A 15,792-nucleotide genomic window follows, 5' to 3' on the forward strand; every position below is an offset into this window, starting at 1 on the left:
AATTACTTGTCCTTGGGACTGGTTATGTCGGCCGGCAGGTGGGCCACGTCAATCGCGGCTTCATCGCAGAAGATCATGGCGCGTTCCACCGCGTTGCGCAGCTCGCGGATGTTGCCAGGCCAGGGATGTGCCATCAGCGCTTCGATCGCCTTGGGGGTTACGTCCAGAATGTTACGGCCCAGGCGCGGGTTGTTGTATTGGATGAAGAAGCCCACTAGTTCGGGGATGTCCACCGTGCGCTCGCGCAGGGGTGGAATGTCCATATCCACCACGCGCAGCCGGTAGTACAAGTCGTCGCGGAACTCGTTGTTCTTCATCATGGTCGGCAGGTCGCGGTTGGACGCCGCAATCACCTGCACGTCTACTTTGACCAGGGTCGTACCGCCGGCCCGCCGGAAGGAACGTTCTTCCAGGGCGCGCAGCAACTTGCTCTGCATGTCGGCCGGCATGGACGAAATCTCATCCAGAAACAGCACGCCGTCGTTGGCAACTTCCATCAGGCCCTGCTTGCGCTTGTCCGCACCCGTGAATGCGCCGACCTCGTGCCCAAACAGCTCCGACTCAATCGTCATCGCTGGCACGGCCGCGCAGTTGATATCAATAAAAGGCTTGTCGGCCCGCGGCCCCATGCGGTGAATCGCCTTGGCCAGCACCTCTTTGCCCGTGCCGGTTTCGCCAGAAATCAGCACTGAGGCGCTGGTCTGAGCCACCCGCTCGGCCTGGATCAGCAGGGTTTTCATGGCCTCGCTCTGGCCCAGCACAAAGTCGCTCTGCTTTTGTACCTGGCGCAGGTGGTTGAGCTCACGCCGCATCGCCACTGTCTGCCCGGCGCGCTGAATGGTCTGTTCCAGCCGTTCAAATTTGAGCGGCTTTTGCAAGAAGTCGTGGGCACCGTTCTTCATCGCCTCTACGGCCATGTCAATCTCACCTTTGGCCGTAATGATAATAATCGGCGGGCGGTTGGGCATGCGGCTGGTCTCTTCCAGTAGGGTGGTACCCAGGCCGTCCGGCAGCTCCACGTCCAGCAAAATTACGTCAGCGCTGCCTTCTTGCAGCGCCTTGCGGGCGGACTTAATATCTTCGGCTTCAGAAACTTCGTAATCGTTTTCAGAGAGGAAAGCGGCGATGTTTTCGCGGGCATTTTTTTCGTCGTCTACGATCAGTACGCTCAAACTCATTCTGCGGGCGTCCCTTCACTCGCCTGGGGGCGGACCATGGGCAACAAGACTTTGAATAGTGTACCGCCGGGCATGCTTTCCAGCAGAATTTCACCCTTGTGCATTCGCGCAATCCGGCGGCTGATTGCCAACCCCAGGCCTGTGCCCTCGCTGCGTTTGGTGGTGAAGTACGGCTCAAAGACGCGCTCTTGCGCTTCCTTGGCGATGCCAGGCCCATTGTCCGAGACGATGATTTCGACCATATCGGCGTTCTGCGCATACAGGCCGACTTTGATGGCCAGCATGGCGTCTTCCTGACCCTCCAGGGCATGCATGGCGTTGGTAATCAAGTTGGTGAAGACCTGGTCCAGCGCCCGGCTGTCGCCCAGCACCTGGGGCGTACCTTCGGCCACTTGCAAGAGGCTCTCGATGTTCTTGCGAGCCAGGCGCGGCCGCCAGCGTTCCAGCTGCATCTGCAGGAATTCCTCAATGTCCATTGGGATCGGGCGCTGCAGATTTTCAATGTTGCGGGCCTGGCTCAACAGCGACTTCATGCGATGGTCCAATCGGTCGCAGTCATTTTCCATGCGGCGCAGCTGATCTTGCAGAGGATCTTCAGGCGGCAGGTTGCGGCGCATGCGTTGCAACCCGGTGCTGATGCTGTTGATCGGGTTGCCAACCTCATGGGCGAAGTCCAGCAGCATCTCACCCAAGAAGGCGCGATGCTGCAGCTTTTGGCTTTCGGAATGGAAGATTTCATGGGCGGTCAGGTCGCTGAACAGCACGGCCAGCGCCGCGCGGCCTGCGCCGCCGGGGATGGCCGCCACGCGCAGCGCCGCCAGAAATTCGCTGCCGTCGCGACGGTGCAGCTTGCGCTCACCCAAGTCTATGGCGTGCCCTTCAGACAGGGCCAGCTCCATCGCCGGGGTCAGTGACTGCCCGCTGACCAGCACGTCATTTGCCGGGCGGCCGTGCACTTCGGCAGTCAGGTAGCCCAGCATGCTCTCTGCGGCCGGGTTGATCTCCAGCACGCGCAGCTCGCCATCGGTGAATAGGATGCCGTCTTGGGTCTGGCCCTGCAGCAGGCTGCTGACCGCATCGCTTTGCGCGAAACGGTCAAGCTGGTATTGCAAGGCTTGCTGCACCTGGTGCTGCAGCAGCGCTGTGGCGGCGCTGGCCGCCACGATCTGCAGCTGGGTCAGCAATTCCTGGTTGGGTTGGCCCTGAGTATCGGCGGCGGCCAGCAAGCCGCTCTCCGGGTTGCTCAGGTCCAGCGGCGTGCTGGCCAGGTAGGCCAGCTTGGCCGCGTGGGCGGCTTTGTGCAGAGGCGATTCCAACGCCCGGCCGGGCTGCCAGATCTTGGGCACGCGCAAATGGCCCAGGTCGGCGGCGGTCAATGCCGCTGGGAACAGCGCTGGGTCGCCCAACGCATGCTGCAAAGCCAACGTGTCGCCCTCGCCGCGTACATAGAGTGCCAAAGCGGGCAGGCCGGTCAGCAAGCCGGCCGCCTGCACGGTCTGGCGCAGGCAGGCGCCCAGCTCCTCCTGCTGCTGGGCCAGGCTGAGCATGTGCAAAGCCTCCCAACGCTGCTGCTGCACGGCCTGCGGGTCTTGTTCGCTTTTCTGCGGGGGTAGGAAGCTGATCGCCACCCAGTGTTCTGCGCCACCCAGCGTATCCACTTTGACGCTGACCTGCGTCTCTCGGCTGCTGCGCATCACCAGCTTTTGCAGTTGGCTGCGCTCGGCCTCCGAGGCTTGCCACTCGGCCAGCTTCAGGTCGGGCAGCAAGGTCGGCAGCTCCAGCTCGCTCAGTTCGCGGCGGGTGTAAGCGCTCAATTGGCTCACGCCCCGGTTGGCGAACAGCACTTTGCCGCTGCGCCCGTCGGCAACCAGGGTCGGGTGGGGCAGCAGATCCAGCAGGGCTTCCAGCTCTTCCGAGCTGTGTGCCCCGCGGCGTTTGAATAAGGACAGTTCGCCGATGCCGGAGATGGTCATGTGTCTTTACGCGGCTTGTGCCTTGCGCATGTGCGCAGGCTCAATATTTTCCATCATACGATATTTGGCCACGGTGCGCCGCGCAATCGCAAAGCCTTGTTGCTCCAGCAGGCGGGCCAGCTTGGTGTCGCTGTAAGTTTTGCCTTCCTGGGATTCTTGGCGGATGATCTGCTTGAGCGCCGTGCGGATGTGTAGGCTGCGGTCAAAGAACTGCGAAAGCGGCACGATCTTGCCGGAGGGCAGCTGCACGCTTTTGCCGGACACCGCCCGGGAAATGGTCGACTCGTGTACGCCAAGCTCATCGGCGATCGAAGCCCGCGTGATCGGTTTCAGGTGCGCGTCGCCGGCAGTGATGAAGTGCCGCTGCAGGACAGCCAAGATCTGCATCAGGCGCACGATGGTGTGGTTGCGCTGCGCCAGGCACTTGATCAGCAGGTTGGCCTGTTCCAAGTCTAGCTTCCATTGCTCGGCTTTGTCTTCCGGCGCTTCGCGCAGGGCTTGCTGGAACAGCGGGTTGACCCGCAACAGGCCGCGCAGCGGCCACATCACTTCCACCACCAGGCGCAGGTCCTCCTGCTGGCGAATGGCGATATCTGGTCGGGAATACGTGCTGGGTGTATCGGCGTTGGGTGTGCCCAGGTTGCCCCAATGCGCCCGGGCCGGGTAGGGGCTCAGGTTTTGGGTGATGAAGTCAGCAATTTGTTCGGCCTTGGCCTTGCTCACGCCCAGCAGGTTGCCCAGTTCGGCGTATTGGCGCTTGCCCAGCATGGTCATGCCTTCGCGGATGGCTTTAGCGCACAGTTCGGCATTAGGGGCTTGGTTGCCCAGGCTCTTCAGCTGCACCAGCAGGGCTTCGGTGGGGCTGCTGGAAGCCACGCCCAGCGGGTCGGCCTGCTGGATGCGCTGGACGACTTCCTCCACTACCACCAGGGGCACATGGTGATAGCGGGCCACTTCCAGCAGCGGGAAGGTCAGCAGGCCATCTTCGTCCAGACCGGTGAGGATGTGGGCGGCGATCTCCTGTTCCAAAGGATCCAGTTCGGTGGCGATTTGGCGCAGTACATAGGTACCCAGTGTTTCGGGCTGCGCGCCGGTGTAATCTTCGGGAAGTTCTTCGCCGCTGCGTCCCTCGGCGCTGAAGCCGGAGTCGGTCGGCGCCAGGAAGACCAGTGGCTCATCGCCCTGGGCCTTGGTCTGGGTGCAGGCCTGGCAGCTGGCCCCGCTGCGCAGGGTGCGCCCACAGCTGGGGCAGTGGCGGCCTTCTAGGAGCTCTAGGGCGGGGTTTTCCGCCAGCGCGGCTTCGATGCGCGCATTCAGCTCTTGGGCATTCAGCCCCAACAAACTCATGGTTTGTGCCAGGTGGGCGGTTGCCTGAGGGCGTTGTTGGGCGCCTTGGTAGAGGATTTGAGAGGGCAGGGCCATAATATGCTCCAGTGATTATAGAGAAGTATCCCCCTGGATGCAAGTTCTGTGCCAAATCAATTTGATAGAATTCACCCAATGTCCAAGAAACGTGCCGATTTGATCGTCGTGGGTGGCGGCCTGGCCGGCAGCGAAGCCGCCTGGCAGGCCGCCGAGCAGGGCTTGCGCGTCGAGCTGTACGAGATGCGCCCGCTGCAGCCCACCGGGGCGCATGTCAGCCAGTCGCTCGCCGAGCTGGTTTGCTCCAATTCGCTGGGTTCAGACCTGCCCGACCGCGCTTCGGGCCTGCTTAAAAATGAGCTGCGCCGCATGAATTCGATGCTGATGCAGGCTGCCCAGGCCACTGCCGTGCCGGCCGGCGGCGCGCTGGCCGTCGACCGGGAGGGTTTTGGTCACGAAGTCACCCGACGCATTGAAGCGCACCCCAATATAGACCTGCGCCGCGCCGAGATGCCCGAGGTGCCGCCCGGCCTGACCGTGATCGCTTCGGGGCCGCTGACCTCATCAAAACTGTCCCAGTCCATCGCCGCCCTTAGTGGGGCGGGGCACTTGTATTTCTACGATGCGATCTCACCGATCGTCAGCCTCGAGTCGATTAACTTTGATACCGCTTTCCGCGCCTCTCGCTATGACCGCGGCCAGGAAGAAGAGGGCGATTACATCAACTGCCCCTTCAACAAAGAGGAATATGAGGCCTTTGTGGCAGCCCTGGCCGGGGCCGAGCGCATTGAGCTGCGTCACTTTGAGCAAGACATCGACCAGGGCGTGCGCGCCGGATTGCACGAATATTTTGAAGGCTGCCTGCCGGTCGAAGTGATTGCCCAGCGTGGCGATAAGGCGCTGGCCTTTGGCCCCATGCGCCCGGTCGGGCTGGATGACCCGCGTACCGGCCGGCGGCCCTACGCTGTGCTGCAGCTGCGCCAGGACAATCTGGCCGGGACACTCTACAACCTGGTTGGCTTCCAAACCAACCTGACCTTTCCCGAACAGCGCCGCGTCTTCCGCATGGTGCCGGGCCTGGAGCAGGCCATCTTCGAGCGCTACGGCCAGATGCATCGCAACACTTTCATCAATTCGCCGGAATTGCTGCGCCCCAGCCTGCAGTTCCACAACCGGGACGATCTGCTCTTTGCTGGGCAGATCACCGGCGTCGAGGGTTATGTAGGCAACATCGCTACCGGCCTGCTGGCCGGCCTGAATGCCGCCCGTCTGCATCGCGGTGAGACGCCGTTGGTGCTGCCGCCCACCACTATGCTGGGCGCCCTGTGCCACTATGTCACACATGCCAGCCCGGCCGACTTCCAGCCCATGAAGGCCAACTTCGGCATTCTGCCGCCGCTGGCCCTCAGCGGCAAAAGCGGCCGTCGCCAGCGCGCCGCTGGCTACGCCGAGCGCGCCCTGGCCGACCTGGATGCTTACCTGGCGCAAACCGCCGCCGTACCTGCTGGCTGATGCGCAAGCGCGTCTATCTCGTCGTTGCGGTTGTGGCTTTGGCGCTGGTGGCGCAATCTTTGTTTGCCAGCCTGCAGGGCGCTCAGCAGCCGGCCTTCAATGGCCAGCGCGCCCTGGCCGATATTGAGTATCAGCTGGCCTTGGGGCCGCGCACGCCCGGGTCTGCCGCCCACGCCAATACGGTGGAGTGGATGCTGCGCAGCTTGCGCGCTGCCGGCTGGGCGGCCGAAGTGCAGGACACCGAATGGCTCGGCCAGCCGGTGCGCAATGTTATCGCTAAGCGCGGGGCGGGCGAACCATGGCTCATTCTGGGGGCCCACTACGACAGCCGCTTGTCCGCCGACTTTGACCCCGACCCGGCGGCCCATGCCCACCCGGTGCCCGGTGCCAATGACGGCGCCTCGGGCGTGGCGGTGCTGCTGGAATTGGCGCGGGTGCTGCCGCCAGACCTGCCGGGGCAGATCTGGCTGGTTTTCTTCGATGCCGAGGACAACGGCCGCATCGCAGGCTGGGACTGGATCATGGGCTCGCGCGCTTTTGCCCAATCGCTGAGTGAACATCCGGACGCGGTCATCATCCTGGACATGATCGGCGATACCGATTTGCAGGTCTATTACGAAGCCAACTCTGACGAAAGTCTGCGCGCTGAGATCTGGGACACAGCCGCTGAGCTGGGCTACGCCGATCTGTTCATCCCCAGCGTGCGTCACAGCATGCTGGACGACCACACACCCTTTATTGAGCTGGGCATTCCCTCTGTACTGCTGATCGACTTCGATTATCCCTATTGGCACACCCGCCAGGATACGCTCGACAAGGTGTCTGCGCATAGCCTGCAAGCCGTCGGGGATACCATGCTGGCCTGGCTGCTGGGACGGACCGACTAAGCGTGCACGTCTTCCTCAGCGCCAAGGCCAAGCTCGCCGAGTCGCTTGCCTTGGCGGACTTGATCGAAAGGCAGGTGCATGCGACGGGGATGACTTGTTTTGTGGCGCCGCGTGAGCTGCAGCGCCGCGGCCTGCATGCCGGCTTCATGCAGACCATCCGCGCCGAAATCCAGCGCTCCGACTTGATGATCGTGCTCTATGCGCCGGAATTGCGCGGCGGCCTGGTGGAGTTGGGCATGGCCTATGCTATAGACATTCCTATTTGGCTGCTCTGTCGGGCACAAGAGAAAGTCTCGAGCACGGCTTTGGAGTGTGCCTCAAAAATCCTCCGCTATCAGGATGCGGATGATTTGGGGGATCAATTGCAGAGTGCAGTGAAGCAGTTCTTCGAATAATGTCCTGCCTGACGCCGGCGCCGTATTCTGCGACGAGTTTAGCCAGCGCAGGCTAACTTTTTTAGGACATAAACAGTGTTTCTGGTGCACACACCTTGCGTGGGGTTTTGGGGCGATGCAATCGCCTAAGCGAGGTCAGGGGCGGCTGCCCTGCGAGGATAGGGATGCGGCACAGTGGTAAACTACTGCCTTATGCCACTTCAACCTGCCCATCGCATCTCTCACATCAAGCCGTATTTCTTCTCGGAACTGGCCAAGCGCATTACTGCCATGCGCGCGGCAGGGGTGGATGTAGTCCGTTTGGACATTGGCAGCCCGGACCTGCCGCCTCCCGGGTTCATCTTGGAGAGCCTGTTTGCCGCCGCCAGCCAACCGAGCACCCACGGCTACATGCTGGGGCTTACCGCGCCTTTCCGAGCGGCTGTGGCCCAATACTACAAGCAGCGTTTTGGCGTAGAGCTGGATCCCAAGAGCGAGGTTGTCGACCTGATCGGCTCGAAAGAAGGCTTGTTCATTCTCAGCCAGGCCGTGCTTAACCCCGGCGACCTGTCTCTAGTGCCGGACCCGGGGTATTCGGTCTATGCCATGAGCACGCAGATCGCCGGCGGCGAAGTCTACAAGATGCCGTTGCTGGCTGAGAACGCTTTCCTACCAGACTACGACAGCATCCCGGCCGATGTGCTCCAGCGCGCCAAGATCCTCTGGCTCAACTACCCGAACAATCCCACCGGCGCCATTGCGGATATGGCCTTTTTTGAGCGTACCATCGCCTTTGCTCGTAAGCATGACCTGTTGGTGGCCCACGATAACCCCTACTGCGACGTGGGCTACAACGGCTACCAGGCGCCCAGTTTGCTGCAGGTGCCGGGCGCCAAAGAAGTCGCCCTGGAGTTCAACTCGCTTTCCAAAACGTACAACATGGCAGGCTGGCGCGTCGGCATGGCCGTCGGCCAACCTGAGGCCATCAAATACATCGAGACCTACAAAAGCCAGCAGGATTCGGCCATCTTTGCGCCGCTCATGGCGGCTGGTGAAGCCGCCATGCTGGGCGACCAAAGCTGGCTGGCGGAGCGCAACCGCATCTACCAGGACCGCCGCGACGCCGCCATCGACGGCCTGCACCGCGCCGCTATTCAGGTGGCCCCGCCACAGGCTTCGCTCTACATTTGGGCTCCGGTACCCGGCGGCGAGCCGAGCATGGATTTCTGTGCCCGCCTGCTGGAGGACACCGGCGTCAGCGTCACGCCGGGCGTGGTCTTCGGCCAGCACGGAGAAGGCTATTTCCGCATTTCGTTGGTCACCGACATCGAGCGGATTCGCGAGGGTGTAGAACGCATCGCCAAGTGGCTGCACAAGTAGAATAGGGTAATGCCCAAAGGGAATACGCGTTCCAATCTTAAGGAGCTGGAACGGGCCTTGATCGTCGGCGTGCAAATCGCCGGCCAGCCTGCCTTGCTCTCGATGGACGATTCGTTGGAGGAATTGTCTGTTTTGGCGCGCACTGCCGGGCTGGAAGTTGTCGGCGGCACGTCCCAACAACTGGAGAAGCCCAACCCCAAAACGCTGATCGGCAAAGGCAAGGTCGAAGAAGTCCAAGCCCTGGCCGATGAATTGAACGTCAGCGTGATTCTCTTCGATGATGAGCTCTCCCCGCGCCACCAGCGCGAACTGGAAAAAGTGTTTGGCGACAATCGCCGTGTAGTCGACCGCACGGCCCTGATCCTGGACATCTTTGCCCAGCACGCCAGCACACATGAAGGCGCCCTGCAAGTGGAGCTGGCCCAGTACGAGTACCGCCTGCCGCGCCTTACGCGCGCCTGGACGCACTTGGCCCGCCAGGGCGGCGGTGGCGGCGGCCGCAGCGGCGTGGGCGGCGTGGGTCTGCGGGGCCCTGGTGAAACCCAGCTGGAAGTTGACCGTCGCGAGATTGGACGCAAGATCGCCAAGCTCAAGCAAGACCTGGAGAAGGTCAGCGCCCGCCGCGGCCGCTACCGCGCCCAGCGCAAGCGCGCCAGGCTGCCGGTCATCGCTCTGGTGGGCTATACCAACGCCGGCAAATCCACACTGCTCAACGCCCTGGCCGGCGCCGAGGTCTACGTGGCGGATCAGCTTTTCGCCACCCTGGACCCAACCACGCGCAAAGTGGACCTGCCCGGTGGCCGCGAGGCGCTCTTCACCGACACGGTCGGTTTCATCCAAAAACTGCCCACTACCTTGGTGGAAGCCTTCAAAGCCACGCTGGAGGAAATCCAGGAAGCGGACCTGCTGCTGCACGTGGTCGATACTACGCACCCCAATGTGCATGAGCAGGCCGAGGCCGTGCTGCAGACCCTGGCAGAGATTGAGGCCGACCATATTCCGATCCTGACCGTCTTGAACAAGATCGACCGCTTGGATAATCCGGACGCCGCCCAGGAAGCCTTGCAGGATTTTGAAGACGCCGTGGCCGTCTCGGCTTTGCGCCGTCAGGGATTGGACGAGCTTCTGGCCGCCATCAGCCATAAGCTCTACGAAGCGCTTGCCCCGGTGGAGGTCTTGCTGCCTTACCAGGAGGGCGCGCTGATTGCGCTCTTCCACGAGCAAGGCAAGGTGGACCGTATCGAGCACACCCGCAGCGGGGTGCATATTCAAGGCCGCATTCCCGGCCGCATGCTGGCCCGCTACAGCGCCTTCGCCACCCGCGGCGTGCCGGCTGCCGAGGACGAATAATGGCGCAGCAGCTCGCCCAGTTTGCGGCGCAGGCGCGCCAGCAAGACTTGGGCGATATCCGCCTGGACGCGGCCACGCGCCAGCTCTACAGCACCGACGCCTCTATTTACCAACTTCGCCCGCTGGGCGTGGCCTTCCCCCGCCATGAAGACGAGTTGTCCGGCTTGCTGGAACTGGCGGCCAGGGAGGGTTTGCCGGTACTGCCGCGCGGCTCCGGCACCAGCCTGGCCGGCCAAAGCATTGGCCCGGCGCTGGTGATTGACTTCACCCGCCACCTCAACCAGGTCTTGGAGATCGAGCCTGATGCCCGCCGCGCCTGGGTACAACCCGGCCTGGTGCTCAATACCTTTAACCGTCAGACCGCCCGGCATGGCCTCATGTTCGGCCCCGACCCGGCTTCGGCCGACCGGGCCACCTTTGGCGGCATGCTCGGCAACAACTCCACCGGCGCGCACTCCATCAGCTATGGCATGACCGCTGACAATGTGCTGGCGCTGGATGTCTTGCTGTCTGATGGCAGCCAGGCCGGCCTGAAGAGCCTGCCGCTCAAGCAAGCGGTGCAGCGCGCTGCGGGCGATACGCTCGAGGCGCAGCTCTACCGCCAGGCGCTGCGCATCCGCGAGGAAGGCGCCGAGGCCATTCGCCGGGACTGGCCGCGCACCTGGCGGCGCGCTTCTGGCTACAGCCTCAATTATTTGCTGCCCTGGTCGCCCAGCCAGCCGCCGCTCTGGACGCGCACCGGGGCAGGCGAAGCGTACCCGCCCATCCCGGCTGGCCAGATCAACCTGGCCCCGCTGCTGGTCGGCTCCGAGGGCACCCTGGCCGTATTCAAACGCATTCAGGTGCGCCTGGTGCCCAAGCCGGTCTTCACCGTGCTGGGAGTGGTGTCCTACCCAGGCATCGCCGAGGCCTGTGACGCCGCCCCCGGCCTGCTGGCGCTGGAACCTTCAGCCATCGAACTCATCCCGCAGGCGATGATTCGCCTGGCGCGCTCCGTGCCCGCCTATGCCAAACGCCTCGACTTCGTCAAAGGCGATCCCGAAGCTATTCTGATCATTGAATTCAGCGGTGACACTCTGGCAGAGGCGCAGGCCAAGCTGGCCCGCCTGGGGCCGGAGACGGTGCATGCCATCAGCCCCGAGCAGCAAGACCAGGTTTGGTCGGTGCGCAAAGTCGGTCTGGGCCTGCTCATGTCGCGTCCCGGCGACGCCAAGCCGCTGCCTTTTATCGAGGATGTGGCCGTGCCGGTCGAGCACCTGGGCCAGTTCGTGCGTGAGTTCCGCGCCGTGCTGGAGGCCAACGGCACCAGCGGTGATTTCTACGCCCATGCCTCGGCAGGCTGCTTGCATGTCCGCCCGCTGATCAACCTCAAGACCCTGCGCGGTCTGGAACAGATGCGTGCTATCACTCAAGGGGTGATGGCCGCCGCCAAACGCTACGGTGGGGCGATGAGCGGCGAACATGGCGACGGCCTCTCGCACGGTGAATGGCTCAAAGATACCTTCGAGCCGCAGATCATCCGCCTCTTCGACGACCTCAAGCGCACTGCTGACCCGCAGGGCCGCCTCAACCCCGGCAAGGCGCCAGACCCGCAGCCCATGCATGAGAACCTGCGTTTTGGGCCGGACTATCAGGCCGACCCGTGGCTGCCTGTGCTCGACTTCGGCGTCCAGGGTGGGCTGGGCGGCGCCATCGAGATGTGCAACGGTGCCGGCGTGTGCCGCAAAGACGGCGGCGTGATGTGCCCTTCGTTCCAGGCCACTCGCGAAGAGATGCACAGCACGCGCGGCCGCGGCAACCTGCTGCGCGCCATGATCAGCACCGGTCTACCGGACGCGGCCGATGCGCAGCGCGCCGCCCAACAGGCCGCGCATGCTGCCCTGGACCTGTGCCTGGAATGCAAGGGCTGCAAGGCCGAATGCCCCTCGGGCGTGGACATGGCCAAGCTCAAATACGACTTCCTGCACAACTATTACCAGACCCATCGCCGCCCGTTGCGTGATTACCTCTTCGCTTACATCGGCGAACTGGGCCGCCTGGCACGACCGTTTGCGCCGCTGGTCAACCTGCTCACCCACAGCGCGCCCGGCAAGTTCCTCGCCGAACGCTTGCTGGGCCTGGCCGCCCGCCGCAGCCTGCCGGTCTTCACCTGGCGGCGCGCCGAAGTTGCCTCGCTGTCCGCCGCCGAGGCGGATGTGCTGGTGCTCAGTGACCCCTTCAGTGACCTCTTCTATCCTGAGTTGGCGGCCGCGGCGGCCAAAGTGCTGCGCGCCGCCGGACTGCGTCCGCATCTGCTGCCGGTTTCCGGGGCAGGACGGCCGCTGATCTCCAAAGGCTTCCTGCCGCAGGCCCGCCGACACGCCCAGAAGGTGGTGGCTGCGCTGCGCAAAGCCGACCCGGCCGGGCGCCTGCCGGTGCTGGGTTTTGAGCCTTCTGAGATCTACGCGCTGCGCGACGAATATTTGGATCTGCTGCCTGCTGAACAAGGCATGGCCGCACTGGCCAAGCGCACCTTCATGTTCGACGAGTTCCTGCTGCGCCAGCCGGATTATGGCCCGGCGCCACTGGAGACCCTGCGCACCGCGCTGGCGCCCGAAGACGCCGCGCCCGTGCTACTGCACGGCCACTGCTATCAGAAGAGCCAGCCGCCCGCTGATGACGGCCTGCCCACTGGGCAAGCCGCCACCGCCGTCTTGCTCAACGCGCTGGGCTACTCGGTGGAGCTAATCAATTCGGGTTGCTGCGGCATGGCCGGCTCCTTCGGCTACGAAGCCGAGCATTATGAGCTCTCCATGCAGATCGGCGAGCTGGCCTTGTTCCCGGCCGTGCGGGCGGCAGATGGCCGCCAGGTGGCCGCCTCCGGCCTCTCGTGCCGCGCCCAGATCGCCGGCGGGGTAGGCGTCCAGGCTCCGCACCCCCTCGAGCTGATCGCCGCCCGGCTGGCGGATTAGGCAACGGCTCAGCTTCCTGCCTTAGCTTGTTACTCTGTTAATTGCATATTAGCCTGTCCCCTGCCCCCTGTAGGCCCCATAACGGGCGGCATACCGCCCCGTTCGCCTCTTTGTACTTTCGCGTATCCTGCCCTTAGGAGGGTTGTCCCATGTTGAATAAGAAAAGAATACTGATCGCGCTGATTGGCCTGTTGCTGGGCAGTTCCTTGCTCACGGCTTGCGCCGGAGGCGCCCGCGTGGATATCGATGTGGACCCGGAAACCGGTCAGGGGACCATTGACATCTTCGGTGCCGACGGCCAGAATCAGCAGGATAGCGCCTCGAGCAGGGGTTTGGGCACTGACAATGTGGTCGTGCTGGCGGTTGTGGCCGCGCTGTTTATCGCTGTCATCGCTTTGGTGATTGCCCTGGTCAGCCGCAGGCCGACTCCGCCGAGCGGATAAAATGCCTGGTACGGGCGGCTTGCAAGCCGCCCGTACTGCTTCTGTCAACTCGGTGAAGTAAAGGCGTCCGCCCTCAAGTGTCTGACCCCGCCCGCGCCGGCCACGAACACGTCGGTCGCCAGGCCCAGAAACAAACCGTGCTCTAAAACGCCGCTGCGGGCCTCCAGCGCCGTCGCCAGCGCGACCGGGTCGGTGATCGACCCGAAGTCGCAGTCCAACAAATAGTTGCCCTGGTCGCTCAGGGCGGGCTCGCCGCCTGCGGTTACCCGCAGGCTGGCCACGCCGCCTAGAGCGACGACGAAGCCGGCTTGGCGCTCCCAGCCGAAGGGCAGCACCTCCAGCGGCAGCCGGAAGCGGCTGCCGACCCGTTCGGAGAGCTTGCCCTCGTCCACGATGATCGCCAGCCGCTGGCTGTTCTGCGCCAGGATCTTCTCGCGCAGCAGCGCGCCGCCGCCGCCTTTGATCAGGTTGTAGTGCCCATCCACCTCGTCGGCGCCGTCGATGGTCAAGTCTAACTGCGTATAGTCGTTCAGGTTGCCCAGTGGAATGCCCAGACGCTCGCATTCGGCCTGGGTCTGCAAAGAGGCTGGCACGGTGATGATGTCGCTCAGCGCGCTGGCTTGCAGTTGGGCGGCCAGCGCCTCCAGGGCGAAGCGTACGGTGCTGCCGTGCCCCAGGCCCAGGCGCATCCCTGGCTGCACCAGTGCTACGGCCGCTTCGGCGGCCTGTCGTTTGTATTCGTCCGTGCTCATGCCGGCAGGCTCCCAAGTTGGTCGGTGTCGTTCACTGTCAGGGTCAGCACTCGTCGTCCGGCGCTGCGCAGCGCCTGGGCGTCGCCCAACGCTTGCGCCGCTTTCAGCGCGCCGAAGCCCAGGTCGCTGCCCGGCTGCCCGGCCTGGTTGGGGATCGGCAGATCGGGCTGCGGCGGGGGGCTGACCAGCTGGATGAACAAACCGTGACCTGCGTCGCCCTTGTGCAGCTGCCCGGTGGAGTGCAAAAAGCGTGGTCCGTACCCCAGCGTGGTCGCCAGCCCAGTTTGCTCGCCCAGCTGCGCCCGCAGCGCCTGCAGGCTGGCTTGCGTGTCGGCCTCAGCGGCCAGATAGGCCTGCAGGGCAATATAGTCGCCCGGCTTGGCGCTGGCCAGAAAATTATTCAGAGCCTTGCGGCTTGGCATGACCGACTCGCCGCTGGGAAGCTGGCCGCTTTCTTGGTAGGCCTGCACGAATTGGCGCGCCTGCACTTTGGCAGCTTCTACATCCGGCTGGTCGAAAGGGTTAACGCCCAAGATATAGCTGGCTACTGCCGTGGCGAACTCCCAAAGGAAGAACTGCCCGCCTAGTTCCAGGTCCGCTTGCCAGTCCACTTCAATGCGCGTCTGGCCGCTCGGCGCGGCCTGCGCTCCGCTGAACTGCACGAAGGCGCGCTCTTCGCCGTACTGGGGTAGCACCGGCTCGCCCACCACCAGCAGGATGCCGCAGCCCCGCTTGCCCGTGCTCTCGGCGATCAGCTGCTCAACCCAGTCGCCAAAGCCGGCCCGTCCGGCGGGCAGGCGCAGGGTCAGTTTGTCTTTACCCGCTTGGGCCAAGGCGCCCAGCGCCAGCCCCAGCCGTGCGCCGGGGTTGTGCGCCAGGTCGCTGTCGCGGCAGCGCTCGGCCATTACTTGTGCGCGGGCCAGCAGCCCGCTCAAGTCGGCGCCTGCCAGGGCTGCCGGCACCAACCCAAAGTGCGACAGCGCCGAATAGCGCCCGCCAATATTGGGGTCTGCCAGGAATGTGCGTCGGAAACCGTATTGCTCGGCGGTCTGCGCCAGGCCGCTGCCCGGGTCGGTGATGGCGATAAAATGCCTCCCGGCTTGGCCGGCCCCCAACGCATCCAGAGCTCGATTGTAGAAATACTTGAAGAATGAGAACGTCTCCACCGTGCCGCCGGACTTGCTCGAGACGATGTAAAGGGTCTCGCTGGGGGGGTGGGCGGCCTCGGCCGCCCGCACGGCGGCGGGGTCGGTGCTGTCCAGGATGCTCACCGCCAGCCCGTCACCCCCGCCAAACAGGGCGGCATACAGCTCCGGCGCCAGGCTGGAGCCGCCCATGCCCAGTACCAACGCCCGGCGGAAGCCGGCAGCCTGCGCCTCCGCGGCGAAGGCCTGCAGGTCAGGCACTTCAGCCTGCATGCGCTCGGCCACATCCAGCCAACCCAGACGGTTGCTGATCTCGTCTGGCTGCGGCGCCCACACAGTGTGGTCGCGCTGCCAGATGCGCTCGACGACCCGTTCGGTGCGGGCTTTGTCGAGCGTATTTTCGTAGGCGGCTCGGTAGTTACCGAGATCTAGGGTGATGTTGGGCATCAAGCGAAGTAAACCACAAAGCCACAAAGAGTACAAAC

The 15,792-nt window shown here is 63.8% G+C and carries 12 protein-coding genes; 7 read left to right on the forward strand and 5 right to left on the reverse strand.

From position 1 onward, the window contains the following. Positions 1 to 2 precede the first annotated feature (2 nt). From KF885_09375 to KF885_09385, 3 genes are read right to left on the reverse strand one after another with little or no spacing between them, the layout of a single operon-like run. A complete protein-coding gene (locus tag KF885_09375; protein MBX3049368.1) occupies positions 3 to 1,178 on the reverse strand; it encodes a sigma-54-dependent Fis family transcriptional regulator in 1,176 nt (391 codons plus the stop codon). Continuing rightward, a complete protein-coding gene (locus KF885_09380; GenBank protein ID MBX3049369.1) occupies positions 1,175 to 3,151 on the reverse strand; it encodes a PAS domain S-box protein in 1,977 nt (658 codons plus the stop codon). The genes KF885_09375 and KF885_09380 overlap by 4 nt, the downstream gene beginning before the upstream one ends. 6 nt (positions 3,152 to 3,157) lie before the next feature. Next, positions 3,158 to 4,573 (reverse strand): hypothetical protein, encoded by a 1,416-nt coding sequence (locus KF885_09385; protein MBX3049370.1) that lies wholly within the window; start codon positions 4,571 to 4,573, stop codon positions 3,158 to 3,160. A 78-nt stretch (positions 4,574 to 4,651) separates the two neighbouring features. Here KF885_09385 and trmFO point away from each other — a divergent pair, with 78 nt between their 5' ends. From trmFO to KF885_09420, 7 genes are all read left to right on the forward strand, one after another. After that, positions 4,652 to 6,025 carry a methylenetetrahydrofolate--tRNA-(uracil(54)-C(5))-methyltransferase (FADH(2)-oxidizing) TrmFO gene (gene trmFO, locus KF885_09390; GenBank protein ID MBX3049371.1) on the forward strand — a complete coding sequence of 458 codons (1,374 nt, stop codon included), beginning with the start codon at positions 4,652 to 4,654 and terminating at the stop codon, positions 6,023 to 6,025. After that, positions 6,025 to 6,912, forward strand: coding sequence for a M28 family peptidase (locus tag KF885_09395; GenBank protein ID MBX3049372.1), 888 nt, complete (start codon positions 6,025 to 6,027; stop codon positions 6,910 to 6,912). Before trmFO ends, KF885_09395 begins: the two co-directional genes overlap by 1 nt. Positions 6,913 to 6,914: 2 nt before the next feature. Further along, complete coding sequence (locus tag KF885_09400; GenBank protein MBX3049373.1) at positions 6,915 to 7,307, forward strand: hypothetical protein; 393 nt, start codon at positions 6,915 to 6,917, stop codon at positions 7,305 to 7,307. Positions 7,308 to 7,499: 192 nt separating this feature from the next. Further along, on the forward strand, positions 7,500 to 8,666 hold the full coding sequence (locus KF885_09405; GenBank protein ID MBX3049374.1) for an aminotransferase class I/II-fold pyridoxal phosphate-dependent enzyme: 1,167 nt from the start codon (positions 7,500 to 7,502) through the stop codon (positions 8,664 to 8,666). Positions 8,667 to 8,675: 9 nt separating this feature from the next. Then, the gene (hflX, locus tag KF885_09410) at positions 8,676 to 10,016 is read left to right on the forward strand and encodes a GTPase HflX (protein MBX3049375.1); all 1,341 of its coding nucleotides are present in this window, start codon (positions 8,676 to 8,678) and stop codon (positions 10,014 to 10,016) included. Continuing rightward, the gene (locus tag KF885_09415) at positions 10,016 to 12,967 is read left to right on the forward strand and encodes an FAD-binding protein (GenBank protein ID MBX3049376.1); all 2,952 of its coding nucleotides are present in this window, start codon (positions 10,016 to 10,018) and stop codon (positions 12,965 to 12,967) included. Before hflX ends, KF885_09415 begins: the two co-directional genes overlap by 1 nt. Before the next feature lie 149 nt (positions 12,968 to 13,116). Further along, the gene (locus tag KF885_09420) at positions 13,117 to 13,410 is read left to right on the forward strand and encodes a hypothetical protein (GenBank protein ID MBX3049377.1); all 294 of its coding nucleotides are present in this window, start codon (positions 13,117 to 13,119) and stop codon (positions 13,408 to 13,410) included. Positions 13,411 to 13,454: 44 nt separating this feature from the next. Here KF885_09420 and rpiA read toward each other — a convergent pair whose 3' ends face one another. Beyond that, positions 13,455 to 14,162, reverse strand: a complete 708-nt coding sequence (gene rpiA / locus KF885_09425) for a ribose-5-phosphate isomerase RpiA (protein MBX3049378.1) — start codon at positions 14,160 to 14,162, stop codon at positions 13,455 to 13,457. Beyond that, complete coding sequence (locus KF885_09430) at positions 14,159 to 15,754, reverse strand: hypothetical protein (GenBank protein MBX3049379.1); 1,596 nt, start codon at positions 15,752 to 15,754, stop codon at positions 14,159 to 14,161. Before KF885_09430 ends, rpiA begins: the two co-directional genes overlap by 4 nt. Positions 15,755 to 15,792: the final 38 nt, after the last annotated feature.

This window comes from Anaerolineales bacterium (assembly GCA_019637805.1).
In the GTDB taxonomy this organism is placed as follows: domain Bacteria; phylum Chloroflexota; class Anaerolineae; order Anaerolineales; family UBA11579; genus JAMCZK01.